Genomic DNA, 24,393 nt, shown 5'->3' with positions numbered 1-24,393 from the left:
GAGATGAAATAGATGCCAAATATTGCAGTAGTAGGTAGTATTTCAATGGACTTAGTGGCCGTTTCAAAAAAACGTCCGAAAACAGGGGAAACAGTAATTGGTGAAGCATTTCATACAATTCCAGGAGGGAAAGGAGCTAACCAGGCGGTTGCTGCAGCTAGATTAGGCGCAAATGTAGCGATGGTTGGAGCGGTAGGAGACGATAATTATGGAACTGTAGTTAGAAAAAATTTAGAGAACGAACGCGTTTTTATCGACTATGTGGTACCGGTTACAGATGCGGCGACAGGAATTGCTCATATCGTTTTAGCAGAAGAGGATAACAGTATTGTTGTCGTGCAAGGAGCGAATGCTCTTGTCAATGAGTCGGTTGTAAATCGTTCAAAAGATCTTCTTATAAAAGCTGATATGGTTGTGCTTCAACTAGAGATTCCGCTTGAAACAGTAAAATATGTATTAGCTATTTGTGAGGAACACAAAATCCCGGTTATGTTAAACCCAGCGCCAGCACAAGTGTTATCAGAAGATATTTTAGAAAAGGCAACTTATATTACGCCAAATGAACATGAGTGCCGCATCGTATTAGATGATTTCACATCACCAATTGAAGAGTTACTGGCTAAATATCCAAACAAACTATTGATGACAGAAGGTTCTAACGGTGTACGTTTCCATAATGGTACGGAAATTGTACATGTTCCTAGCATTGCTGTTGATGTAGTAGATACGACTGGAGCTGGTGATACATTTAATGGTGCATTAGCAGTTGCGCTTTCTGAAGGAGAAATACTTCAAAAAGCAATTCGTTTTGCGAATATTGCTGGTGGTCTTTCTGTAACGAAACTTGGGGCGCAAGGCGGTATGCCAACGAGAGATAAAGTACGTGAAGTGCAGGTGATTGTCGGATGAAGAAGCACGGCGTATTAAATAGTGAGATTGCATCAATCCTTGCTTCACTTGGGCATACGGATACGATTGTAATTGCTGATTGCGGTTTACCAATTCCTGACGGAGTAAAAAGAATTGATTTAGCTGTTGAAATAGGAAAACCTAGCTTTTTAGATGTATTGCAAGTGGTAGCTGATGATATGGCAATTGAAAAAGTGACGTTAGCAGAAGAGGTTATTAACAATAATGCGGAAATAAATAAAGAGATTGAGCTGAAATTAGTAGAGCCAGCGTTTGAATATGTATCTCATGAACAATTTAAAGAGCATACAAAGAAAGCGAAGGCCATTATTCGTACAGGCGAGGCTACGCCTTATGCCAATGTAATTTTACATGCAGGCGTGATTTTTTAATAAAGGGAAGTGATGGGAATGCGTATTGAAATGAAAAATATTTCAAAGGCGTTCAATGGAAATCCTGTTTTGAAGAATGCACAATTTATGATTGAAACAGGAGAAGTCCATGCATTGATGGGGGAAAATGGAGCGGGTAAATCAACGCTCATGAAGATTTTAACAGGTGTATACAAAAGAGATGGTGGAACGATCACGATTGATGGACAAGAACGAACTTTTAAAAATGCGAAAGAAGCTGAAGAGTACGGTATTGCATTTATACATCAAGAATTGAACATATTACCGAATTTAACAGTAGCTGAAAATATGTTTCTCGGTAAAGAGTTAATGTATGGGAAGACAGGTATTTTACGTACGCGCCAAATGAACGCGATTGCGCAGCAGCAACTAGCAGAGTTAGGATTACATGTAAAAGGAGCTATGTTGGCAGGAGAGTTATCGGTTGGACAACAGCAAATTATCGAAATTGCGAAAGCACTAATGACAAATGCAAGCGTTATTATTATGGATGAGCCTACTGCGGCACTGACGGATCGTGAAATCGAAACGCTCTTTACAGTAATCAATAAGTTACGTAAAGAAGGTGTTTCATTCGTGTACATTTCGCATCGTATGGAAGAGATTTTCTCAATATGTGATGCTATTACGATTTTGCGTGATGGAGAATACGTGGGAAAGAGATTAATTCCAGAAACATCATTTGATGAAGTAGTGAGTATGATGGTGGGGCGCAGCATTGGTGAACGTTACCCAGAACGAAATAGTCAAATTGGCGATGTGATTTTTGAGATGCGTAATGGAACGAAAAAAGGGAAGTTTGAAAATGTATCGTTTCAGGTGAGAAAAGGTGAAATCCTTGGTGTTGCCGGTTTGATGGGAGCTGGCCGTACAGATATTATGAAAGCGATATTTGGATACGAACCTTTAGATTCTGGCCAAATTTTTATAAATGGACAAGAAGTAAAGATTGATAGTCCGATAGATGCGATTAGACAAAGAATCGCTTTCATTACAGAGGATAGAAAATCTGAAGGATTAGTGTTAGATTTCTCAATTCGGGAAAATTTGGCTTTAACGAATTTAGAAAGTCTTTCAAAGGGGAGTGTCGTAAGTAACGAACTAGAACAACAGTTTACGGCGGACATGATGAAGCTTCTTAATGTGAAAGCATCTAGTGGAGAGCAAGCGGTAAAATCTCTTTCTGGTGGAAATCAGCAAAAGGTTGTAATTGCAAAATGGCTAGGTATCCACCCGCAGTTACTCATTTTAGATGAGCCAACAAGGGGTGTTGATGTTGGAGCAAAAAAAGAAATTTACTCTATTATGAATAAGCTTACCGAAGAAGGAGATGCCGTTATTATGGTATCATCTGAGCTTCCAGAAGTTTTAGGGATGAGTGATCGCGTTCTTGTTATTCATGAAGGAAAAGTCGGCGGCATTTTAGAGAAAGATGAGGCATCACAAGAGTCTATTATGGCACTAGCTACAGGGGGAGAGTAAGGATGGCTAAGAAGGGGAATGTATTACAACAACTTGGGTCTTTAATTGGACTAGCGCTAATTATTGTAGTAATTACGGCTTTAAATCCAGCGTTTATTGAAATTCTAAATTTATTTAATATACTGCGTCAAGTATCGATTAATGCGCTTATTGCATTCGGAATGACCTTTGTAATTTTAACAGGGGGTATTGACTTATCGGTAGGTTCTATTTTAGCATTATCAAGTGCACTTGTTGCTGGAATGATGGCAAGTGGCATGGACCCGTTCCTTGCGATGGCAGTTGGATTATTAGCTGGTCTTGTAATGGGAATTGTAAACGGTATCATCATAGCGAAGGGAAAAGTAGCCCCATTTATTGCGACTTTAGCAACAATGACTATTTTTCGCGGGTTGACGCTTGTTTATATGGACGGACGTCCGATCACTGGTCTTGGTGATCATTTAATGTTCCAAATGTTTGGCCGCGGTTATTTTCTTGGTATTCCAGTACCAGCTGTTACAATGATGATTGCTTTCGCAGTGCTGTACTTCATTTTGAAGAAAACGACATTTGGTCGCCGTACATTTGCAATTGGTGGAAATGAAGAAGCAGCAGCATTATCAGGTATTAATGTTACGAGAATTAAAGTAATGATTTACGGTCTTTCCGGAATTTTGGCAGCGCTTGCAGGTATTGTCTTAACATCACGACTAGATTCTGCACAGCCGACTGCAGGTACTTCTTACGAATTAGATGCAATTGCAGCAGTTGTATTAGGTGGAACAAGTCTTTCTGGGGGAAGAGGATGGATTGTTGGTACATTCATCGGTGTACTTATTATCGGTGTACTAAATAACGGTTTAAATTTATTAGGTGTATCTTCTTTCTTCCAACAAGTTGTAAAAGGACTTGTAATCTTATTAGCTGTATTAATTGATCGTAGAAAAGAAGCGTAATGGAGGGACAGTTCATGAAGAAATGGTTACTTATACTCGTTGCATGTATTATGGTCATTACTGCTGGTTGTTCAATGGAACCGCCAGAATGGGCAAAGGATTCTAGCGATAAAGGTCGAAATAAAACTATTAAAGTTGGATTCTCTGTTTCAACTTTAAATAACCCCTTCTTTGTAACTTTGAAAAAGGGGGCAGAAAAGAAAGCGAAAGATAGTGGCATCGAATTGATTGCTGTTGATGCGCAAAATGATGCAGCAAAGCAAACGAACGATGTTGAAGATTTAATTCAAAAGGGTGTCGATGTAGTTGTTATTAATCCGACCGATTCAGATGCTGTTGCTTCAGCGGTAAGTGCAGCAAACGCAGCAAATGTTCCTGTTATTACAGTAGACCGCGTTGCGAATTCAGGTAAGGTTGTTTCTCACATTGCATCTAATAATATCGAAGGTGGTCAAATGGCTAGTGATTACATTCGTGAATTAGTCGGCGAAGGAGCAAACGTTGCTGAGTTAGAAGGAATCCCTGGATCGTCTGCTGCTCGTGAACGTGGGAAAGGATTCCATAACGTAGCGGATAAATCTTTAAAAGTAGTTGCTAAACAAGCGGCTGATTTTGATAGAGCAAAAGGATTATCTGTTATGGAAAACATTTTGCAAGCGAATAGCGACATTAAAGCCGTGTTTGCGCACAACGACGAAATGGCATTAGGGGCACTTGAAGCATTGAAGTCTGCTGGAAAAACGGATGTAGTCGTTGTTGGATTTGATGCAACAGAAGATGCTGTGAAAGCGGTTAACGATGGGCGTATGGCTGCAACAGTTGCTCAAAAACCGGAATTAATCGGAGAGAAGGCGATGCAAACAGCAAAAGAGATCACGCAAGGTAAAAAAGTGGACAAATCTATTCCGATTGAATTAGAGCTTATTAAGAAAAATAAATAAATATAAAATGAAAATTAGGAAGGAAGAATAACAAATGAAATTCTTTATTGATACAGCAAACATTAACGAAATTAAAGAGGCAAATGCATTAGGCGTATTAGCTGGAGTAACGACAAATCCATCACTTGTAGCAAAAGAAGGCGTAGACTTCCACGAGCGCATTCGTGAAATTTGCAACGTTGTAGAAGGACCTGTAAGTGCAGAAGTAATTAGCTTAGAAGCAGATAAAATGATCGAAGAAGGAAAAGAGTTAGCGAAAATTGCTCCAAACGTTGTTGTAAAAGTTCCAATGACAACAGAAGGTTTAAAAGCAGTAAAAGCGTTCTCTGACTTAGGAATTCGTACAAACGTTACATTAGTGTTCTCAGCAGTTCAAGCATTACTTGCAGCTCGTGCTGGTGCAACATACGTTTCACCATTCTTAGGTCGCTTAGATGATATCGGTCATAACGGTATGGACTTAATTCGCCAAATCGCAGAAATCTTTGCAATTCACGGCATCGAAACAGAAATCATCGCAGCATCTGTACGTCACAGTGTTCACGTAACTGACGCAGCATTAAATGGTGCACATATTGCAACAATCCCAGCAAACGTAATTGCTTCATTAGTGAAGCATCCACTAACAGATCAAGGAATTGAGAAATTCTTAGCTGATTGGGAAAAAACACAAGAGAAATAATAGAAAATCAAGAATCCTAGTTTAAGTGACTAGGATTCTTTTTTTGTATTTAAAAGAATTTTTATGCAATTTTGCATATTGTCTTTTAAATTTGTTATATAAACTATTTAATATATACAAATCACTCTTTATTTTTCATATTTTGATATAGACAGATAGAGAGTCTGACCAGAAAACTGGAGGGCATGATTCTATAACAGAAAGCTTAATGTTTATAGAATTATGCCTTTTTATCCCGCATTAACGGTCAGTAAGACTCCCACCTCAAAATTCAGCTGGGGCAAAGAAGTTAGGTGGGAAATCAACTGCCCGTAAATGCCCGATTGGTTCAACTAATAATCAGTGGGGATGAACAAACTCCCCACTGATTAAAGTTTCACTTTATATAGGGAGGTCAGAAAGTAGAGCTTTTGATTTAAATGCACTTATTTATCCCACTTTATCTGAATTTTAAGTTTTATAAAAGGAGAGAAATGAAATGAGAAGAAAAGCGCCATTTAAAGTGTTATCGTCATTAGCAATTGCGGCAATTATCGGATGCACATCTGTAATGAGTGCTCCATTAGCATACGCAGAAACGCCAGCAAAAGAGAAAGAAAATGTGTCTACAACACCAATTGATTACAATTTAATTCAAGAAGATCGTCTAGCGGAAGCGCTGAAAGAAAGAGGAGAAATTAATCCAGCATCTTCTAAAGAAGAGACGAAAAAGGCTGTAGAGAAATATATTGAAAAGAAACAAGGGGATCAGGCAAATAAAGAAATTCTTCCAGCTGATACTGCTAAAGAGGCATCTGATTTTGTGAAAAAAGTAAAAGAGAAAAAAATGGAAGAAAAGGAAAAGGTAAAGAAACCTGAAAAAAACGTTAGCCCTGAGCGAAAGCCAGAACCAAATAAAAAGCAATTAAATGGGCAAGTTCCAACATCTAAAGCAAAGCAAGCGCTGTATAAGGGATCTGTTCGAACGGATAAGGTATTAGTGTTACTCGTTGAATTTAGTGATTATAAACATAATAATATTGATCAAACACCAGGGTATATGTATTCGAATGACTTTAGTAGAGAGCATTATCAAAAGATGTTATTTGGTAATGAGCCGTACACGTTATTTGATGGTTCAAAAGTAAAAACATTTAAACAATATTACGAAGAGCAGTCTGGTGGTAGTTATACGACAGATGGATATGTAACGGAGTGGCTAACAGTTCCAGGAAAAGCATCTGACTACGGTGCTGATGGTAGCAGTGGTCACGATAATAAAGGTCCGAAAGGTGCACGTGATTTAGTGAAAGAAGCTTTACATGCAGCTGCTGAGAAAGGATTAGATTTATCTCAATTTGATCAGTTTGATAGATATGATACAAATGGTGACGGGAATCAAAATGAGCCTGACGGTGTAATTGATCATTTAATGGTAATCCATGCTGGTGTTGGTCAAGAAGCTGGTGGAGGTAAATTAGGCGATGATGCCATTTGGTCACATCGTTCAAAATTAGCAGTAGATCCAGTAGCAATTGAAGGAACAAAATCAAAGGTAGATTACTTTGGTGGAAAAGTAGCAGCACATGATTACACAATTGAACCAGAAGATGGAGCAGTAGGTGTATTTGCGCATGAATTTGGACATGACCTTGGCTTACCAGATGAATATGATACGAAATATACTGGAACCGGTTCACCTGTCGAAGCTTGGTCATTAATGAGTGGGGGAAGTTGGACAGGGAAAATTGCAGGAACAGAGCCAACTAGTTTTTCACCACAAAATAAAGATTTCTTACAAAAGAATATGGGTGGCAACTGGGCAAAAATTTTAGAAGTAGATTACGATAAAATTAAGCGTGGTGTAGGAGTTCCTACATATATTGATCAAAGTGTTACGAAATCAAATCGTCCAGGTGTTGTACGTGTTAACTTACCAGGCAAAAGTGTTGAAACAATTAAACCGGAGTTTGGAAAGCATGCATATTATAGTACAAGAGGCGATGATATGCATACAACATTAGAAACACCGTTCTTTGATTTAACAAAAGGAACAAATGCAAAGTTTGATTATAAAGCAAATTATGAGTTAGAAGCAGAGTGCGATTTTGTTGAAGTGCATGCAGTAACAGAAGATGGAACGAAAACATTAATTGATAGACTTGGAGAAAAAGTAGTCCAAGGAGATAAAGATACAACAGATGGGAAATGGATTGATAAGTCATACGATTTAAGTCAATTTAAAGGGAAAAAGGTAAAACTGCAATTCGATTATATTACAGATCCAGCAGTAACGTATAAAGGTTTCGCGATGGATAATGTAAATGTAACAGTTGATGGACAAGTAGTGTTTTCTGATGATGCAGAAGGAACATCAAAAATGCAGTTAAATGGATTCGTTGTTTCTGATGGAACAGAGAAAAAAGCTCATTATTACTACTTAGAGTGGAGAAACTATGCGGGATCAGATAATGGATTAAAAGCCGGAAAAGGTCCAGTGTATAATACAGGTCTTGTCGTTTGGTATGCAGATGATAGCTTTAAAGATAACTGGGTTGGGGTGCATCCAGGTGAAGGATTCCTTGGTGTTGTAGATTCGCATCCAGAGGCACTTGTTGGCAATTTAAACGGAAAACCAACTTACGGTAATACAGGTATGCAAATTGCAGACGCTGCATTTTCATTTGATCAAACACCAGCATGGAGTGTAAATTCATTCACACGTGGACAGTTTAACTATTCTGGATTACAAGGCGTTACAACTTTTGATGATTCAAAAGTATATAGTAACAACCAAATTGCAGACGCAGGAAGAAAAGTTCCGAATCTTGGACTTAAATTCCAAGTTGTTGGACAGGCAGATGATAAATCAGCAGGCGCTGTTTGGATTAAACGTTAATAACAGAAAAGCACATTCTTCATATGGAGAGTGTGCTTTTTAAATTGTACAGTAAGTTATTATTTTAGCTGATGTAATACAAGTGTCTGGTTATATGTAGTGTATCAAATTATGTAGGGAAAGGAAATATTTCCGAGGAAATTGTCGAAGTATCGTTGGTATTGATACACTTTTTTTGTAAAAGAAGAACTGTAGTATTGCCATTACAGTTTAATTTATTTACATTGTTACTTGGCTATACACAAAAGTAATATATTCGGCAATAAAAGAGCGCTACTTGGATAGTGCTCTTTTTTATGAATAGAAAGGAGTGAGTAAAATGAAAGAAGTAATTGAATGTCCACAGTGTGAAGGGAATATTACTGCGCAACATATTATGGATCTCCCGCATCCTTTTTCATTCAGGTGTCCACATTGTAAAGTGAGGCTAAAAGAAATGAGGATCACACCGTGCTTAATATTAGCAGCAATTTGTATAATCCCACTGTTTATTATAATTGGAGAGAGTATTAAGGAATTATTAGTAAAGTATTTTTCTATTATAGACGATGTACCAACTGTACTTATTTTCTTCTTATTTTGTTATCCATTGTATTATCTCTATGAAAAATATAATGCCATATTGTTTATTAAATACGGCTTATTGAAAGTTAAAAGTTGAATAGAAGTTTATCATTAAAAAAAGACAATGATGGAATTATCCTATCATTGTCTTTTTTACTTTGTCTCTGCCTTTTACTTTGCTTCTTACATAAATCATACCGGCAAATGTTAATAAGAAGGCAGTTCCAATAACGAAGCTGACGCTAGGGGATGCCCCGATTGCTCCAACTGTAAAGGATCCAGCAACAACGCCTAACGAGAAGAAAGCATAAAACAATCCGAATGCTTTTCCGCGTTTATCATCTGTCGTATTTTCAACAAGTAATGCGTTTATCGATGGGAAAAGGATAGCGAATCCAATGCCATAAATCATCATAACGATAAAGAGCATGCCTTTTGTTGCGAATAATCCAAGTAAAGATAATGCTAATGCCATTACTGCAATACCAATTAACATTAGTTTTGAACGATTAAATCGATCGTAAATACGATTTGTTGGCAGTAAGAAGAAGAGGATAGCGGTAATGCCGAATACACTTAACATCATGCCTGTTGTAGATGCTTTAAGGGCTAATGCTTCAACCTTTACTGGTAACATATAAGTGACAATTCCTTGTGAAAACATGAGTGTGAAAGCACCAATATATGCCTGTAATAACGGTTCTGATTTCAATAGTTCAAACATATCTTCTTTGTTCATCATTTGTGTTCTTGAAGTATCTTTTCTTGATACGTTATTTGGTAAGAAGAAGAGAGATACAATTGTACCAAGAACCATTAAAATAGAAATGGTAATGAACACCCACTCTATACCGGCAGTTGCTTTCATAATTCCGCTAAAAGCAGGTCCTACAATTGCCGCTGTTCCAACTGCAGCCCCAGATAGAGCCATTGCCTTACCTTGCCTTGCTGCATTTGTTTGTTTTGATAAAAACGTAAAGGCAGCAGGAATTAAAAATCCATCACTAAAGCCATGCATAAAGCGCACAACTAATAGTTGTTCACCACTTTGAACAACAGTGTATAACAAGACTATGAAACTCGTAAGTCCCATGCTTATATAAAGTATTTTTTTTGCACCAAATTTATCGACAGCAGCGCCAGCAATAATATTACCGATCATATTAGCGAATGAGTACATGCCGACAACTAGCCCAATAATAAGAGGGGATCCTCCAAGACTTTGAGCGAACGTACTCATAATAGGTAATTGTGAAAACGTATCTAGAAACGCTACGATAACAATAAAGTAAATAAAATATTTCAAGCGATATTCACCTCTCCTATGCTATTATGGCATAATGCGAATTTCAACCGCAATGAAATTGAATTAACAGATGTGGAAAAAAGTACAAAGTGACAAAATATTGAACGTTATTTGTTAAAATTTAGTGGAAATGAGATTGTTTTTTTGAAATATATGGATAGAAGTATTATAATAGATTTGTAAACTTCACCAGGTTAAGTATATACATAGAGAGGGATGTATAAAATGAAAGCATTACTTTGGCATAATCAACGTGATGTAAGAGTAGAAGAAGTACCAGAACCAACTGTAAAACCAGGAGCAGTTAAGATTAAAGTGAAATGGTGTGGTATCTGCGGGACAGACTTGCATGAATATTTAGCAGGACCTATTTTTATTCCGACAGAAGAGCATCCATTAACACATGTAAAAGCACCGGTTATTTTAGGTCATGAGTTTAGCGGTGAGGTAGTTGAAATCGGTGAAGGCGTTACATCTCATAAAGTGGGAGACCGCGTCGTTGTAGAACCAATTTATTCTTGTGGTAAATGTGAAGCTTGTAAACATGGACATTACAATGTTTGTGAACAACTTGTTTTCCACGGTCTTGGCGGAGAAGGCGGCGGTTTCTCTGAATATACAGTAGTACCAGAAGATATGGTTCACCATATTCCAGATGAAATGACATATGAACAAGGTGCACTTGTAGAACCAGCAGCTGTAGCAGTTCATGCAGTACGTCAAAGTAAATTAAAAGAAGGGGAAGCTGTAGCAGTATTTGGTTGTGGTCCAATTGGACTTCTTGTTATCCAAGCAGCTAAAGCAGCAGGAGCAACTCCTGTTATTGCAGTCGAGCTTTCTAAAGAGCGTCAAGAGTTAGCAAAATTAGCAGGTGCGGATTACGTATTAAATCCAGCTACTCAAGATGTATTAGCAGAAATTCGTAACTTAACAAATGGTTTAGGTGTAAATGTGAGCTTTGAAGTAACAGGTGTTGAAGTTGTACTTCGTCAAGCAATTGAAAGTACAAGTTTCGAAGGACAAACTGTAATTGTTAGTGTATGGGAAAAAGACGCAACAATTACTCCAAACAATCTTGTACTAAAAGAAAAAGAAGTGGTTGGTATTTTAGGATACCGTCATATCTTCCCAGCTGTTATTAAATTAATTAGCTCTGGTCAAATTCAAGCAGAGAAATTAATTACGAAAAAAATCACAGTAGATCAAGTTGTTGAAGAAGGATTTGAAGCACTTGTAAAAGATAAAACACAAGTGAAAATTCTTGTTTCACCTAAATAATATAGAATAGTAAAAAGTAGCTCTTTTCTAGAAATAGAAGAGGGCTACTTTTTTTCTGTACAGAAAGGTGATAGACTTTCCTGTAACTACAGGTATTTTGTTTGGAAGGGGAAGTCTCATGCTTTCATTTATGTTGACATTGAAACGAATGCTAAAAGCTTGTTTACGAGCGTGGAAAGATAAAGAATTTCAAGTATTATTCGTATTAACATTTTTAACATTAACATCTGGTACGATTTTTTATAGTACAGTTGAAGAATTACGTCCTCTTGATGCTTTGTATTTTAGCGTTGTGACGCTGACGACTGTCGGTGATGCGAATTTTAGCCCGCAAACTGATTTTGGGAAGATATTTACAATCTTATACATATTTATTGGGATTGGATTAGTATTTGGATTTATTCATAAGTTGGCAGTTAATGTACAACTGCCGAGTATATTATCGAATAGAAAAAAAGAGTAAAGCATGTGGGTGCTTTACTCTTTTTTTACATTAGTTTAGATAAGCCTTAATAATAGTTTATTAAAATGAAAGTGTATTCATTCATTATATTCACTGTGTATAAAGTTATAATGATATGAACATTTGCATATTTTGATTTAGTAATAGAAATTTCATGAAAGGTGGGATATTCTAGTCATAGGTTAACCGGATGACATCATAGGATCCTAACAAAAAGTTTACAATAATTCGATTATAAAATGGAGGATTTCAGATGAAAAAGAAAGTACTTGCTTTAGCAGCAGCTATTACAGTAGTAGCTCCTTTACAAAACGTTGCATTTGCTCATGAAAACGATGGGGGAAGTAAAATAAAAATAGTTCACCGCTGGTCTGCTGAAGATAAACATAAAGAAGGCGTAAATTCTCATTTATGGATTGTAAACCGTGCCATTGATATTATGTCTCGCAATACAACACTTGTAAAACAAGATCGAGTAGCACAATTAAATGAATGGCGTACGGAGTTAGAGAACGGTATTTATGCTGCTGACTATGAAAATCCTTATTATGATAATAGCACATTTGCTTCACACTTCTATGATCCAGACAATGGAAAAACATATATTCCATTTGCAAAGCAGGCAAAAGAAACTGGCGCTAAATATTTTAAATTAGCTGGTGAATCATATAAAAATAAAGATATGAAACAAGCATTCTTCTATTTAGGATTATCTCTTCATTATTTAGGAGATGTAAACCAACCGATGCATGCAGCAAACTTTACAAATCTTTCGTATCCACAAGGATTCCATTCTAAATATGAAAACTTTGTAGATACGATAAAAGATAATTATAAAGTGACGGATGGAAATGGATATTGGAACTGGAAAGGTACAAATCCAGAAGAGTGGATTCATGGAGCGGCAGTAGTAGCGAAACAAGATTACTCTGGAATTGTAAATGATAATACGAAAGATTGGTTCGTAAAAGCAGCTGTGTCACAAGAATATGCAGATAAATGGCGCGCTGAAGTTACGCCAATGACAGGTAAGCGATTAATGGATGCACAACGTGTTACTGCTGGATACATTCAGCTTTGGTTTGATACGTACGGAGATCGTTAAGGATTTAAAAAAGGTCAAATCTCACAATAGAGTATTTGGCCTTTTTATTACTATACATATGGAGGTATGGAACGTGAAAGGTAAATTGCTAAAAGGTGTACTTAGCTTTGGGATTGGTTTAGGAGTTTTATACGGAGGATCCTCAGCTCAAGCAGATACGTCTACAGATCAAAACAATACTTTGAAAGTGATGACGCATAACGTGTACATGCTATCAACTAACTTATATCCGAATTGGGGACAAAGTGAGCGTGCTGATTTAATTGGGGCGGCAGATTATATTAAGAATCAAGACGTTGTTATATTAAATGAAGTGTTTGATAATAGTGCTTCAGATCGCCTTTTAGGAAATTTGAAGAAAGAATACCCAAATCAAACAGCTGTATTAGGTCGTAGCAACGGAAATGAATGGGATAAAACGTTAGGTAGCTATTCATCTGCAACTCCTGAAGATGGAGGCGTTGCAATCGTGAGCAAATGGCCGATCGTTGAAAAGGTTCAATATGTATTTGCAAATGGATGCGGGCCGGATAATTTATCGAATAAAGGATTTGTATACACGAAGATTAAGAAAAATGATCGTTTCGTTCATGTAATTGGGACGCATTTGCAGGCTGAAGATAGTATGTGCGGAAAAACTTCACCTGCATCTGTACGTACAAACCAGTTAAAAGAAATTCAAGATTTTATTAAAAATAAAAATATACCAAATGACGAGTACGTCCTATTTGGTGGTGATATGAATGTGAATAAAATAAATGCTGAGAACAATAGTGACTCAGAATACGCATCAATGTTCAAAACATTGCACGCTTCTATTCCATCTTATACAGGACATACAGCAACTTGGGATGCAACGACAAACAGTATTGCAAAATATAATTTCCCTGATAGCCCTGCCGAGTATTTAGATTATATTATTGCAAGTAAGGACCATGCGAATCCGTCATTTGTAGAGAATAAAGTGTTACAACCGAAATCTCCACAGTGGACTGTTACATCATGGCTCAAAAAATATACGTATGATGATTATTCTGATCATTATCCAGTAGCAGCAACTATTTCTATGAAGTAGTCCTAAAAAAGTTTCTTCTTAAATAGGAAGAAACTTTTTTATTTTGTAGAGGAGATTCCAACTTTCTTTCCAATATGTATAAGACATATAGAGAAGAGGAGAGAAAAAATGTGGATCGAGGAATTTTTAAAGAAGTTCCATTACCTTGTGCATTTTTGGATGAAGTGGCTTTAGATAGAAATATTCAATCGATTATAGAATTAAGTGGAAATAAGAAGATTCGTATAGCGAGTAAATCGTTACGTTCTGTTCCGGTTATGCAAAGGATTTTGGCTGCAAGTGATCGATTTCAAGGTATTATGTGTTTTTCACCTAGGGAAGCTTTGTTTTTAATTGAACAAGGATTCAATGATTTATTGCTCGGATATCCTGCTTATGATGAAAGAGCGTTACATGAAATAAGTTTGCTAACAAAGCAAGGGCTCATTATAACTTGTATGGTGGATTGTGAAGATCATATTGTTTATTTAGAAAAAATTGCCGAGAAGTCTAAAGGATGTTTTCGTGTTTGCTTAGATATTGATATGAGTAGTCGTTTTTTTAAGTTCCATTTTGGGGTCAAAAGATCACCGGTAAAAGATGTGCAAGGTGCTTTGAAAATAGTAAAAAGGTTGAAAGAATCATCATTTTTAATACTAGATGGTGTAATGGGATATGAAGCCCAAATTGCTGGGGTAGGAGATCACATACCGAATCAACGAGCGAAAAGTAAAGTGATTTCATATTTAAAGAAGAAATCAGTGTTAGAAGTTAAAGAAAGAAGAGGACATATCGTAAAAGAAATACAAAATCTAGGTATTGAACTAAGGTTTGTAAATGGGGGAGGCACAGGAAGTATAAAAACAACTGAGCAAGATCATTCAGTTTCAGAGATTACAATAGGTTCGGCTTTTTATGCCCCGAAGCTGTTTGATTATTATAAAGAGGTGCAATTTCATCCAGCTGTCGGATTTGCTTTACCAGTTGTGCGTAAACCAGCACCAACAATTTATACTTGTTTAGGTGGTGGATATATGGCCTCAGGAGCAATTGGGAAAGATAAAGAACCTGAGATTTGGAGGCCAGATGGTGCCAAACTATTAGCTTTAGAAGGTGCTGGTGAAGTGCAAACACCGATTTTCTATAACGGTGAGGAACGAGTAGAAATAGGAGATTGTATTTTGTTTCGCCATAGTAAAGCTGGAGAGTTATGTGAGCGGTTTCCGTTTTTATATCGTGTGAAAGAAGGAGAGATTATTGGGAAGTATTCAACATATCGGGGGGATGGCCAATGCTTTCTATAAAGGGACAAAAATGGAGAAATTGGACAGGGAATGTAGAAGGAACACCGCATTATACGATGTATCCAGAAAGTATACAAGATGTAGTAGAAGTTGTAGAGCTTGCACGAAAAGAAGGGAAGAAAATTCGCGTTGTCGGTTCAGGACACTCGTTTACACCTCTTGTGAAAACGGAAGAAATTTTAGTTTCTTTAGATGAATTGAAGGGAATTGTGAATATTGATAAGGAAGAAATGGTTGCCGAAATATGGGCAGGAACAAAGTTACATGAGCTAGGGAAGTTACTTGAGGAAAAAGGTTATGCGCAAGAAAATTTAGGGGATATTGATTCGCAATCTATCGCAGGAGCAATTAGTACGGGGACGCATGGAACGGGTATTACCTTTGGAAGTTTATCAACACAAGTTATAGAGATTACCGCAGTTTTATCTACAGGTGAGAGTATAGTTTGTTCGGAAACGGAGAATGTACAATATTGGAGAGCTTTTCAGTTGTCGCTTGGAATGTTAGGTATCATTGTAAAAATAAAACTGAAGGTTATTCCAGCCTATTCACTCGTTTATAAAAGTGAAAAACAGTCATTATCTACTGTAATGAACAAGCTAGAAGAATATAACAAGAATCGCCATTTTGAATTTTTTGTTTTTCCTTATTCAGATGAAGTGCAAGTGAAAATTACAAACGAAACAACGGGTAAAAAAAGTGATTTGAAATGGCATAAACTAAAGGTAGAGTTACTTGAAAATAAGATGTTCTCTTTGTTATCTAAAGGATGTAAATGGTTTCCTTCTATAAGTAAAGGAGTAAGTCGATTATCAGCTAAAGCTGTACCGAATACAAAAATAATTGGTCCGAGTTATGAAGTATTTGCTACATCGCGTGCAGTTCCATTTTATGAAATGGAGTATAGTGTTCCTTCAAAGTATATGCAGGCCGTTGTAGAAGAAATTTCAAACCTTATTGAAAAGAAAAAGTATAAAGTGCACTTCCCAATTGAATGCCGTTATGTGAAAAGGGATGATATATGGCTCAGTCCGGCGTATGGAAGAGATTCTGCGTATATAGCTGTTCATATGTATAAAGGTATGAAGTATGCTGCTTATTTTGGTGAGGTGGAGAAAATTTTTCTAAAGTATGAAGGACGCCCGCATTGGGGAAAAATGCATACGTTAACGTACAAAAAATTACAAAATATATATCCAGAATTACATTCGTTTCTAAAGGTGAGGAAATTATTAGATGAAGCAGAAATGTTTTCAAATCCTTACACAGAAAAGTTATTTACGATTATGAAAAAAAGCTGACAAAGTATTACTTGTCAGCTTTTTTTAGTACGATCGCATTTCTTGTTTGACTAATTCGCTCGTAAAATAGTAACTTATCACGACTAAATACATGTAATAAAACATGAATAATAAATAGACCGTTAATTACGAGTTGGAATAATAATATAACTACTAATACTAAAGGCTCTTTAAGATTTAAGATAGAGCTACTAGAAAGAATATAATTGATTCCACCTAAAACGAAATAGAATATACCATAACGGATGAATAGTTCCTTCAACGTAATACGATCTGATTGTCCTTTCACGTAGATACGAAGCAATGCTTTACCGATTGTCTTTCCATTCGTAAAGTATGGAATGATAATAAAGTAAATAAAGATCGAACACGTTATGAAAATGAGTTCGTATATGTTCGTGTAAGATTGAATATTAGAAACAAAGAAAGAATTTCCTTTGTTTTTAATGACAGGTACAACGATGGATAAGAAAATCCAATCAATTTGCATCGCGATAAAGCGACGAACGAATCCGACTGGTTTCGTTTCCAAATCAATATGACTATCTAATTCGCTTGCTTTCGGAAGGAAGTACGTAAAAATTGGTGCAATGATAAAGCCGATTACGCCGCCTAATGTATTTAAAAACAGATCATCTATATCAAATAAGCGGTACGCACAATTGTATATACCGTATAGTCCAGTCACTTGTGTTAGCTCGAAAAAGAGTGAAAGACAAAAAGAAATACAAATTGTTTGTAAGAAACTACGTCGGAAATAATACCGTAAGTAAATACCGAATGGAACGGTTAATAGAACGTTAAATGCTACTTGTAAAAAAGCAGATTCTTTTAATAGGTAGAAATAAGTAGCTGGTTTCGTTAAAATTGCCGAAGTACGATTACTAATTTCTTGTATGAAATAAAATGGTGATAGTTGCATGTGCTGCGTATTAGCCGGTTGTAGGCTACAAGTATCATATGTTTGTGGCAACGGCAAAATCACAAGAAAATAGGCATTTAATAAGTAAAGCAATAATGAGTATAAAATAAATGAACGCCATTTATTTAAATAACCATACTTTCGATAATTAAATATTAAAAAAGGGATTAATAGAAACATTGCTAAAAAAGGAAATAAAATAAATGCTGTTTTTACAGGGAATAAATATGCAGTCAAAATGAAGCTCCTTTCAATGAAAATTCGTTTACCATTATAACGTTAAAAGAACCTTAAAACAAAATTAAAATATTTTGAAATAGAAAAAATTATAAATTTTAATAGAATTAAGTTATACTAAATTTAATATAAGGATATTATGATTATTATAAGTTGAAAGAGGGAACAAGATATGCGATATGAGCTTTTTTCTGTAAGTGGGAATCATATTACAACTTTTGAAAGTGCGTGGCGTTTTCAAGAGGGAGAACAGATTTTTGTTCATGATGATCAAATAAAACGAAATTTTATTATTATCCGCCTAACGCATGATGTATTTCAACAAAATAAACATGTTATTCGTTTGTATTGTCAAGAAAAGAAAGTATATGCATAAAAAAACGAGTCGTTCTAGTGTAATAGAATGACTCGCTTTTTGATTTGTAAGTTTCACCTTATAAGAAAATAAGAGTAAGTACACCTACGATAATGCAATAGAAAGAGAAATATTTTAAATTTCCTTTTGCCATAATGTTCATAAACCATTTTAATGAAATATACGTCATGATAAATGTTGCGATAAATGCAACGATATATGGTACGAATAGTGTATCTAGATTTGGATCTTTTGCAATGTCTGTAATACTTAATAATAAACCACCTAAGCTAACAGGGATATATAGTAAGAATGAGAAACGAAGAGCCGTTTCCTGCTTCATACCAAGTAACATCGCTGCTACGATTGTTGCACCTGATCGGCTTATCCCAGGAATTAGTGCGCAAGCTTGTGCTAGGCCAACAATGATTGCATCTTTCATAGAAAGGTCGCCATCATTTTTACGTCCACGCAAGTTTCTAATAATCCAAAGACCGACAGCGGTAATAAGAAGGGAAATCCCAACCATTTTCACACCTTTTAAGTATTGATCGATGTAATCTTTAAATAAAACACCAATAACACCTGCTGGAATGGTCGCAATAACAAGGTAAATAATAAAGAAGAAATCTGATTTTGCATCTTCTGCTCTTGTAAATATATAAGATAGACCATTCTTCGTTAGACGAATTAAATCATTTCTATAAATAAGTAATACAGCTAATAATGAAGCTGAATTAACAAGTAGTTCAAAGCTAAACCCTTCGATTTTTAGTCCTAGCAAATGCTGTGCTAAAACGAGGTGACCACTTGAAGAAATCGGAATCGGTTCTGTTAGTCCTTGGAACAGACCAAGAATTAAATATTTTAAAATGTAGTAAAATTGTTCCATAATAACCTCCTTGTTTAATAGTCGAAAGAAACAACTTGTCCATTATAACAAAGATACGGATGAATATTGAGAAGAAATAAATATTCGAAATATAATAAAAATCCCTTATAGCAGTATAAGGGATTTTTATTATTAATGAGAAACTGCTGTTTCTTCAAGACTTTTCGTTAATTGAACATCGACTTTCTCAGCATCATGAATGTGATTCATAATAGTAGTATTTAACTTTTGGAACATTTGTTGTGTAGTAGCGAATTCTCGTAATATATCATCATTACAAGACTTTTGATTTTCAATAGCTTTAATAACATTAGTAGCACCGTTTTGTAACGTTTGAATCATAATTAAAATATTTTCAATTCTAGCGTTTGTATCGGCACTCATTTCTACACCTTCATCGACTAAATGCAAATTATCTTTTGTATTATCGTATGCTTTTTCAATTTCTTCTTGAATTTTTTTCGTTAAGTTGCCAATGTTTTTTGTACTTTCAGCTGTACTTTCAGCTAATTTTCTTACTTCATTGGCAACGACAGCGAATCCTTTACCGTGTTCACCAGCACGTGCAGCTTCAATGCTTGCATTTAAAGCAAGTAAATTTGTTTGTGCTGCAATGTTTTGAATGACTTCTACAATTTGCTCGATTTCTTTTGAGCGTTCACTTAAATGATTCATACTATTAGACGTACGTTGAGATTGTTCGCCTAATTTGTTAATTACAATAAGTAAACGGTGAACAGATTCTTTTCCTTCATTAGAGCAGTCAATGATTTCTTCAATAGATTGAATTAAGCTTTGTTCTTTTTGTAACATTTCATTATTTAATTCATTGGAATGTGTCGTGCGTGTTGAAACATTTTCGAAACATGAGCTTAATTGTTGAACTAAATTTTGAAGTGTATTGTGCTGGTTATTTACAAGTTGATGCTCTTGAACAACGCTTTGTACACGATCGTGGATAGAAGAAATAGTCTCTTGTTGTTCGATATCCTTTTGTTTTAATTCTGCTTCTAGTTCTTGTATACGACTTTCTAATTGATCAATTTTATGTTGGAGTGATTTCTTTTTAGTAAACATATATTTATTTCAACCGCCTTTAGAAGTTATATTTTCTCTATATTTGGATTTTAGCATCTTTTATAATTTTTAAATATAGGAATTGTTAAATATTTAAGAATCTATTACATTTTATGCATAATTCCCTTTTTTTCGTCATGAAAAATAAACTGTATTTAATGGTATTGTAAACAAACTGTAAAATAAATCATGTATAACTGTATAAGAAGGGAGTCGGATTATGAACTATTTTAAGCGAATCAGTAGTCTAGTATTAGCAGGAATTATAAGTCTTTCTAGTACAGTCGCTGTTAAAGCAGAGTCAAACGACGAGAAACTTAACAACATGCAACAGCAATTGCAGCAAAACGATGCAGAAATGCAAAAGAAAGAGCAAGAGAAGCAAGCTGTTAGTAAAGAAATTCAAGGTATCGAAAACGAACTACATAATTTAAATAATACAATTGCAAAAAATAAAGAGGATCAAGCTGCTATTCAACGTAAAATTGATGAAACACATAAGCAGATTGAGCAAAAAAAGGAAGAAATTGTCGTTTTAGAGGATAAAGTCCTTGCTCGTAAAGATATTATGAGAAAACGTATGGTTTCTGTTCAAAACAGTTCAAATACAAGTTTAGTAGTAGAAGTTGTAGTAGAGTCAAAAAACTTTGCAGATTTCTTACAACGTATGAACGCAGTTTCTACTATTTTAGAAGCTGATAAAGAAATTTTACGTCTACAGGAACAAGATCTTCGTCAAATTGAAGCAGACAAGAAAACAATTGACGAAAAAGAAGCATCTTTAGTAGTAGACAAACAAAAATTAGCAAAAGCACAAGCTGATTTGCAAGATAACTTGAAAAAGCGTCAAGCTAACTTACAAACAGTTCAAGCTAAATATAATCAGGTTGCAAGCCAACTTAATTTAGCTGCAGAAGAAAAGGCTAAAATCGAATCAAACATGAAGGCAGTACAAGAAACGATTGCTCGTGAGCAAGAAGCAGCAAGAATTGCAGCAGAAGAGCGTGCAAAAGCGGAGGCAGCTGCAAAGGCTGAACAAGAAGCTTTAGCAAAAGCGCAAGCGGAAATTGCTGAAAAGCAAAAGCAGGAAAAAGCTAGTAAACCAGCTGAACCTGTAGCTGTAGCGAAAAATACAGAAACAGAGTCTAAGCCTGATACGAAACCAGCTCAAGGTGGAAAAGAATTTTACGTAACAGCAACGGCTTATACAGCTGATCCATCTGAAAATGGCTATAAACCGGGTGAAACTGTAAAATCTAAGTTAGGACATAATTTAACTGCAAATCCAAACATGAAATTAATTGCTGTAGATCCATCTGTTATCCCATTAGGTTCTACTGTATATGTAGAAGGATATGGAACTGCAATTGCTGGAGATACTGGTAGTGCAATAAAAGGGCATATCATTGATCTATTAATGCCAAATTCAGCTCAAGCTAATGAGTGGGGTAGAAGAACAGTTAAAGTTAAAATTTTAAATTAATATGTAATCCAACTTTACAATACGTAAAGTTGGATTTTTTTGTGAAAATAATGTTAAGTTGAGTTTACATTTTGTTAAGGATAGCATACAATGATGGTGAGAGGTGGTAAATTTGACCATTTTAAATAGAGTGAAGGAATTAAGAGCTCGGTTTAATTTTTCGCAAAGTGTATTAGCAGAAAAGGTTGGAGTGACGAGACAAACAATCGCGGCAATTGAAAAAGGGGATTATGTTCCGTCATTGTTATTAGCGCTTACGATTTGCGATGTGTTCGAGCTCAAGATGGAAGATGTGTTTGTTTTAAATAAGGAGGGGGAAGAGGATGAATAGACTTGTATTTTCCTATATGTTGAATGTACTTTTAATGGTATTAGCAGGTTGGGCATTTATTGAGTTGTATTATTTTACTATCGAAGTTGCTAATTTTATTCAAACGAAGAGGGTACCATTTGAAGTTTCGGTGAGTTTAATGCCAATAGGATTGCTTTTAATATTTGGTATTGTATCGACTGTTCTTTATAAAATTCAAAAGAAAAAATATAAAGAGCTATCATATTGGATGTTTCCACTGTTATTTCCTCAAGAAGACGAGCGGGAAAAGGCGATTACAGAAAAGGCTTGTCGTACTACATTTATGTCACTATGGTACGTGTTGCCTTGTGCGGTTGGTTTTTTAACGCTTTCTCCAATTGCTAATCTATATGTTCCTGCATATCCAATATATATTGCATTTAGTATTTTCTTTATTCAAATGACAATTTTCCACGTATCTTTATATCGAAATAAAATCGCTTAAAAAGAAACCTTCTTGCATCAGCAAGAAGGTTTCTTTTCAGCTTACACTTGTACATATAGCAATATTATCTTATCATTTTAAATAGAGTAAGATTTTGTAACGGAAAGGAATTGTATATGAATAAGCAAAGAATTTATAGTATAGTAGCAATCCTCCTATTTGTTGTAGGTGGTGTATTAATCGGCAAACCATTTTATGATGGATATCAAGCTGAAAAGAAACAGACTGAAAATGTACAGGCTGTTCAAAAAATGGATTATGAAAAACATGAGACAGAATTTGTAGATGCTTCGAAAATTAATCAACCAGACTTGGCAGAAGTAGCGAACGCATCTTTAGATAAGAAACAAGTAATTGGTCGTATTTCGATTCCGAGTGTTTCATTAGAACTTCCTGTTTTAAAGTCTTCTACTGAGAAAAACCTATTATCAGGTGCAGCAACAGTAAAAGAAAATCAAGTAATGGGAAAAGGGAATTATGCATTAGCAGGACATAACATGTCTAAAAAAGGTGTTTTATTTAGTGATATAGCGTCTCTAAAAAAAGGTGATAAAATTTATTTGTATGATAATGAAAACGAATATGAATATGCGGTTACTGGTGTATCTGAAGTAACTCCTGATAAATGGGAGGTTGTTGAAGATCATGGGAAAGATGAGATAACACTTATTACATGTGTATCTGTAAAAGATAATTCTAAACGTTATGTTGTTGCTGGTGATTTAGTAGGAACGAAGGCGAAGAAATAAAAAAGAAGGTCAACTCTCTAAAGAGTTGACCTTCTTTTTTACTAATGTTGAGAAATAATAGAATATTTTAGTTGGTATTTAAGTATTTTTCTATTTATGTATAATAAAGTTAGAATTCAAGATTTTGGGAGGAATAAGAGTGAAACAACAGGTGAAGAAACTTCTTTTAACAACAAGTGTAGCGTTATTGGTAGCTCCAATTTCAGCCTATGCGCATCCAGGACGTACAGATGCTAATGGGGGACATACGTGTCGTACAAATTGTGAAAAATGGGGATTGCAGTACGGGGAATATCATTATCACAATAAGCCAGCTTCTAGTAGTGGTGCAACAAGTCCAGCTCCTAGTCAAAATAATAATGGTGCTGTAGAAGCTGAAAGACAAGCAGAAGCACAGCGCAATGCTGAGGCTGAAAAACAACGTGCTGCAGAGGCGCAGCGTAAAGCTGAAGAAGAGAGACAACGTGTAGCGGAGGAACAAAGAAAAGCAGAGGCAGAGAGACAACGTGTAGCTGAAGAACAAAGAAAAGCGGAAGAAGCACGTAAGCGAGAGGAAGCACAACGTCAAGCTGATATGGAAAAAGGACAGCTTGAGGGACAAAAAAATGGAGAGATTGATTTTAAAGCAGGGAAAAATGATGCAGAATCACATTTAGCTGGAAAATCAGATACATATAAAGAAGCATTCAAAATTGCTTATGCTGCATCTTGGTCTTTAGAAGAGCAGAAGAAAACGAATTTTGAAAAAGGAAAAGAGCAAGGTTTAGCACAAGAGACGATGGAAGATAGTCAAATTGCTCCAGAGTTTAAGCCGAATTTTGCAGAAGGTTTCCAAGTAGGGAATAAAGAAAGAACAGAAAAAATTGAAAAAGAGCAAGCTGAACTAGGGGAAAAGGCAGGTAAGGAATTAGCCGGAAAGAACCCCGGAAATAGAGAGAAAGATGTGTACGTGAAGGCGTATGAAACAGCTTATGAAAAGGGTTATAAATCTACAAAAAAAGCAGTAGAAAAGGCTGGCTATAAGTATGCATTTGAAAACTATGATTTGAAAGTTCCTGCTAAATATGAAAAAAATGAATCGTTAAAGAAATGGTTTATTGAAGGATTTAAATCAAATAAAAAAGCAGCAGAAATTAGAGAAGAAGGATATAAAAAAGGAGACAGTTGGCTTGCATTCTTCTATAAGAATTTTGTGCCAAGTGAATATAAAGAACATAAAAATCTGTACGAACAAGCGATAGAAAAAGGTAAGAATGCATAAAA

At 35.6% G+C, this 24,393-nt stretch carries 23 protein-coding genes and 1 pseudogene; 20 read left to right on the top strand and 4 right to left on the bottom strand.

What is annotated here, in order from left to right; genetic code table 11:
• The first annotated feature begins 12 nt into the window (after window positions 1-12).
• The 8 genes from rbsK to QCI47_RS24710 all read left to right on the top strand — a co-directional run bounded on the left by rbsK (window position 13) and on the right by QCI47_RS24710 (window position 8,904).
• Window positions 13-909 (top strand): ribokinase, encoded by an 897-nt coding sequence (gene rbsK / locus QCI47_RS24745; RefSeq protein WP_061131317.1) that lies wholly within the window; start codon window positions 13-15, stop codon window positions 907-909.
• Window positions 906-1,301, top strand: a complete 396-nt coding sequence (gene rbsD / locus QCI47_RS24740; protein WP_000716155.1) for a D-ribose pyranase — start codon at window positions 906-908, stop codon at window positions 1,299-1,301. Before rbsK ends, rbsD begins: the two co-directional genes overlap by 4 nt.
• Before the next feature lie 18 nt (window positions 1,302-1,319).
• Window positions 1,320-2,804 (top strand): ribose ABC transporter ATP-binding protein RbsA, encoded by a 1,485-nt coding sequence (gene rbsA, locus QCI47_RS24735; RefSeq protein ID WP_001217681.1) that lies wholly within the window; start codon window positions 1,320-1,322, stop codon window positions 2,802-2,804.
• Between the two features lie 2 nt (window positions 2,805-2,806).
• Window positions 2,807-3,742, top strand: coding sequence for an ABC transporter permease subunit (locus QCI47_RS24730; RefSeq protein ID WP_309422354.1), 936 nt, complete (start codon window positions 2,807-2,809; stop codon window positions 3,740-3,742).
• 14 nt (window positions 3,743-3,756) lie between these two features.
• Window positions 3,757-4,683, top strand: a complete 927-nt coding sequence (gene rbsB / locus QCI47_RS24725) for a ribose ABC transporter substrate-binding protein RbsB (protein WP_000758976.1) — start codon at window positions 3,757-3,759, stop codon at window positions 4,681-4,683.
• A gap of 34 nt (window positions 4,684-4,717) precedes the next feature.
• Complete coding sequence (gene fsa / locus QCI47_RS24720; RefSeq protein ID WP_000667661.1) at window positions 4,718-5,365, top strand: fructose-6-phosphate aldolase; 648 nt, start codon at window positions 4,718-4,720, stop codon at window positions 5,363-5,365.
• A gap of 478 nt (window positions 5,366-5,843) precedes the next feature.
• Window positions 5,844-8,243: a M6 family metalloprotease immune inhibitor InhA2 gene (gene inhA2, locus QCI47_RS24715; RefSeq protein ID WP_061131318.1), complete on the top strand. Its 2,400-nt coding sequence runs from the start codon at window positions 5,844-5,846 to the stop codon at window positions 8,241-8,243.
• Window positions 8,244-8,562: 319 nt separating this feature from the next.
• Entirely contained in the window at window positions 8,563-8,904 is a 342-nt protein-coding gene (locus tag QCI47_RS24710) for a hypothetical protein (protein ID WP_061131319.1), read from the top strand.
• A gap of 36 nt (window positions 8,905-8,940) precedes the next feature.
• On the opposite strand, the gene QCI47_RS24705 is transcribed toward QCI47_RS24710, so the two are convergent.
• The gene (locus QCI47_RS24705; RefSeq protein WP_000873241.1) at window positions 8,941-10,113 is read right to left on the bottom strand and encodes an MFS transporter; all 1,173 of its coding nucleotides are present in this window, start codon (window positions 10,111-10,113) and stop codon (window positions 8,941-8,943) included.
• Between the two features lie 225 nt (window positions 10,114-10,338).
• On the opposite strand from QCI47_RS24705, the gene bdhA reads away from it, so the two are divergent.
• The 6 genes from bdhA to QCI47_RS24675 all read left to right on the top strand — a co-directional run bounded on the left by bdhA (window position 10,339) and on the right by QCI47_RS24675 (window position 16,618).
• Entirely contained in the window at window positions 10,339-11,391 is a 1,053-nt protein-coding gene (gene bdhA, locus QCI47_RS24700) for a (R,R)-butanediol dehydrogenase (protein WP_000645822.1), read from the top strand.
• Between the two features lie 118 nt (window positions 11,392-11,509).
• Window positions 11,510-11,854: a potassium channel family protein gene (locus QCI47_RS24695; RefSeq protein WP_000948232.1), complete on the top strand. Its 345-nt coding sequence runs from the start codon at window positions 11,510-11,512 to the stop codon at window positions 11,852-11,854.
• Between the two features lie 253 nt (window positions 11,855-12,107).
• On the top strand, window positions 12,108-12,959 hold the full coding sequence (gene cerA / locus QCI47_RS24690; protein ID WP_061131320.1) for a phospholipase CerA: 852 nt from the start codon (window positions 12,108-12,110) through the stop codon (window positions 12,957-12,959).
• A gap of 58 nt (window positions 12,960-13,017) precedes the next feature.
• Complete coding sequence (gene sph, locus QCI47_RS24685) at window positions 13,018-14,034, top strand: sphingomyelinase C (protein WP_001996694.1); 1,017 nt, start codon at window positions 13,018-13,020, stop codon at window positions 14,032-14,034.
• Between the two features lie 110 nt (window positions 14,035-14,144).
• Entirely contained in the window at window positions 14,145-15,317 is a 1,173-nt protein-coding gene (locus QCI47_RS24680; RefSeq protein WP_061131321.1) for an amino acid deaminase/aldolase, read from the top strand.
• Window positions 15,305-16,618: a D-arabinono-1,4-lactone oxidase gene (locus QCI47_RS24675; protein ID WP_061131322.1), complete on the top strand. Its 1,314-nt coding sequence runs from the start codon at window positions 15,305-15,307 to the stop codon at window positions 16,616-16,618. Before QCI47_RS24680 ends, QCI47_RS24675 begins: the two co-directional genes overlap by 13 nt.
• Before the next feature lie 7 nt (window positions 16,619-16,625).
• On the opposite strand, the gene QCI47_RS24670 is transcribed toward QCI47_RS24675, so the two are convergent.
• Window positions 16,626-17,777 (bottom strand): VanZ family protein, encoded by a 1,152-nt coding sequence (locus QCI47_RS24670; protein ID WP_061131323.1) that lies wholly within the window; start codon window positions 17,775-17,777, stop codon window positions 16,626-16,628.
• A gap of 172 nt (window positions 17,778-17,949) precedes the next feature.
• Between QCI47_RS24670 and QCI47_RS24665 the strand changes: the two genes are divergently transcribed.
• A complete protein-coding gene (locus QCI47_RS24665) occupies window positions 17,950-18,153 on the top strand; it encodes a hypothetical protein (RefSeq protein ID WP_001268337.1) in 204 nt (67 codons plus the stop codon).
• Window positions 18,154-18,211: 58 nt separating this feature from the next.
• Here QCI47_RS24665 and QCI47_RS24660 read toward each other — a convergent pair whose 3' ends face one another.
• Both QCI47_RS24660 and QCI47_RS30315 read right to left on the bottom strand, forming a co-directional pair.
• Window positions 18,212-19,024 (bottom strand): undecaprenyl-diphosphate phosphatase, encoded by an 813-nt coding sequence (locus QCI47_RS24660; protein WP_000434782.1) that lies wholly within the window; start codon window positions 19,022-19,024, stop codon window positions 18,212-18,214.
• A 132-nt stretch (window positions 19,025-19,156) separates the two neighbouring features.
• A pseudogene (locus QCI47_RS30315) lies at window positions 19,157-19,690 on the bottom strand (methyl-accepting chemotaxis protein); the annotation flags it as partial.
• 631 nt (window positions 19,691-20,321) lie between these two features.
• On the opposite strand from QCI47_RS30315, the gene QCI47_RS24650 reads away from it, so the two are divergent.
• The 5 genes from QCI47_RS24650 to QCI47_RS24630 all read left to right on the top strand — a co-directional run bounded on the left by QCI47_RS24650 (window position 20,322) and on the right by QCI47_RS24630 (window position 24,391).
• Window positions 20,322-21,584 (top strand): 3D domain-containing protein, encoded by a 1,263-nt coding sequence (locus QCI47_RS24650; RefSeq protein WP_061131325.1) that lies wholly within the window; start codon window positions 20,322-20,324, stop codon window positions 21,582-21,584.
• Window positions 21,585-21,696: 112 nt separating this feature from the next.
• Entirely contained in the window at window positions 21,697-21,915 is a 219-nt protein-coding gene (locus QCI47_RS24645; protein WP_000154009.1) for a helix-turn-helix transcriptional regulator, read from the top strand.
• Window positions 21,908-22,381 (top strand): hypothetical protein, encoded by a 474-nt coding sequence (locus QCI47_RS24640; RefSeq protein ID WP_001081111.1) that lies wholly within the window; start codon window positions 21,908-21,910, stop codon window positions 22,379-22,381. The genes QCI47_RS24645 and QCI47_RS24640 overlap by 8 nt, the downstream gene beginning before the upstream one ends.
• 116 nt (window positions 22,382-22,497) lie before the next feature.
• Window positions 22,498-23,130, top strand: a complete 633-nt coding sequence (locus tag QCI47_RS24635) for a class A sortase (RefSeq protein WP_001041721.1) — start codon at window positions 22,498-22,500, stop codon at window positions 23,128-23,130.
• 139 nt (window positions 23,131-23,269) lie between these two features.
• Window positions 23,270-24,391, top strand: coding sequence for a YHYH domain-containing protein (locus QCI47_RS24630; protein WP_000813415.1), 1,122 nt, complete (start codon window positions 23,270-23,272; stop codon window positions 24,389-24,391).
• The last annotated feature ends 2 nt before the right edge of the window (window positions 24,392-24,393 follow it).

Source organism: Bacillus cereus group sp. RP29 (assembly GCF_040459765.1).
Classification (GTDB): domain Bacteria; phylum Bacillota; class Bacilli; order Bacillales; family Bacillaceae_G; genus Bacillus_A; species Bacillus_A paranthracis.
The sequence above is the reverse complement of the archived record's forward strand: the minus strand, read 5'-3'. Positions and strand labels throughout refer to the sequence as shown.

Coding starts and splice junctions, on each gene's coding strand:
- QCI47_RS24675 (WP_061131322.1), top strand. CDS start 15,305: ATGCTTTCTATAAAGGGACAAAAATGGAGAAATTGGACAGGGAATGTA.
- rbsD (WP_000716155.1), top strand. CDS start 906: ATGAAGAAGCACGGCGTATTAAATAGTGAGATTGCATCAATCCTTGCT.
- fsa (WP_000667661.1), top strand. CDS start 4,718: ATGAAATTCTTTATTGATACAGCAAACATTAACGAAATTAAAGAGGCA.
- cerA (WP_061131320.1), top strand. CDS start 12,108: ATGAAAAAGAAAGTACTTGCTTTAGCAGCAGCTATTACAGTAGTAGCT.
- QCI47_RS24730 (WP_309422354.1), top strand. CDS start 2,807: ATGGCTAAGAAGGGGAATGTATTACAACAACTTGGGTCTTTAATTGGA.
- QCI47_RS24660 (WP_000434782.1), bottom strand. CDS start 19,024: ATGGAACAATTTTACTACATTTTAAAATATTTAATTCTTGGTCTGTTC.
- rbsB (WP_000758976.1), top strand. CDS start 3,757: ATGAAGAAATGGTTACTTATACTCGTTGCATGTATTATGGTCATTACT.
- QCI47_RS24650 (WP_061131325.1), top strand. CDS start 20,322: ATGAACTATTTTAAGCGAATCAGTAGTCTAGTATTAGCAGGAATTATA.
- QCI47_RS24710 (WP_061131319.1), top strand. CDS start 8,563: ATGAAAGAAGTAATTGAATGTCCACAGTGTGAAGGGAATATTACTGCG.
- QCI47_RS24640 (WP_001081111.1), top strand. CDS start 21,908: ATGAATAGACTTGTATTTTCCTATATGTTGAATGTACTTTTAATGGTA.
- QCI47_RS24635 (WP_001041721.1), top strand. CDS start 22,498: ATGAATAAGCAAAGAATTTATAGTATAGTAGCAATCCTCCTATTTGTT.
- rbsK (WP_061131317.1), top strand. CDS start 13: ATGCCAAATATTGCAGTAGTAGGTAGTATTTCAATGGACTTAGTGGCC.
- QCI47_RS24665 (WP_001268337.1), top strand. CDS start 17,950: ATGCGATATGAGCTTTTTTCTGTAAGTGGGAATCATATTACAACTTTT.
- QCI47_RS24695 (WP_000948232.1), top strand. CDS start 11,510: ATGCTTTCATTTATGTTGACATTGAAACGAATGCTAAAAGCTTGTTTA.
- bdhA (WP_000645822.1), top strand. CDS start 10,339: ATGAAAGCATTACTTTGGCATAATCAACGTGATGTAAGAGTAGAAGAA.
- rbsA (WP_001217681.1), top strand. CDS start 1,320: ATGCGTATTGAAATGAAAAATATTTCAAAGGCGTTCAATGGAAATCCT.
- inhA2 (WP_061131318.1), top strand. CDS start 5,844: ATGAGAAGAAAAGCGCCATTTAAAGTGTTATCGTCATTAGCAATTGCG.
- sph (WP_001996694.1), top strand. CDS start 13,018: ATGGAGGTATGGAACGTGAAAGGTAAATTGCTAAAAGGTGTACTTAGC.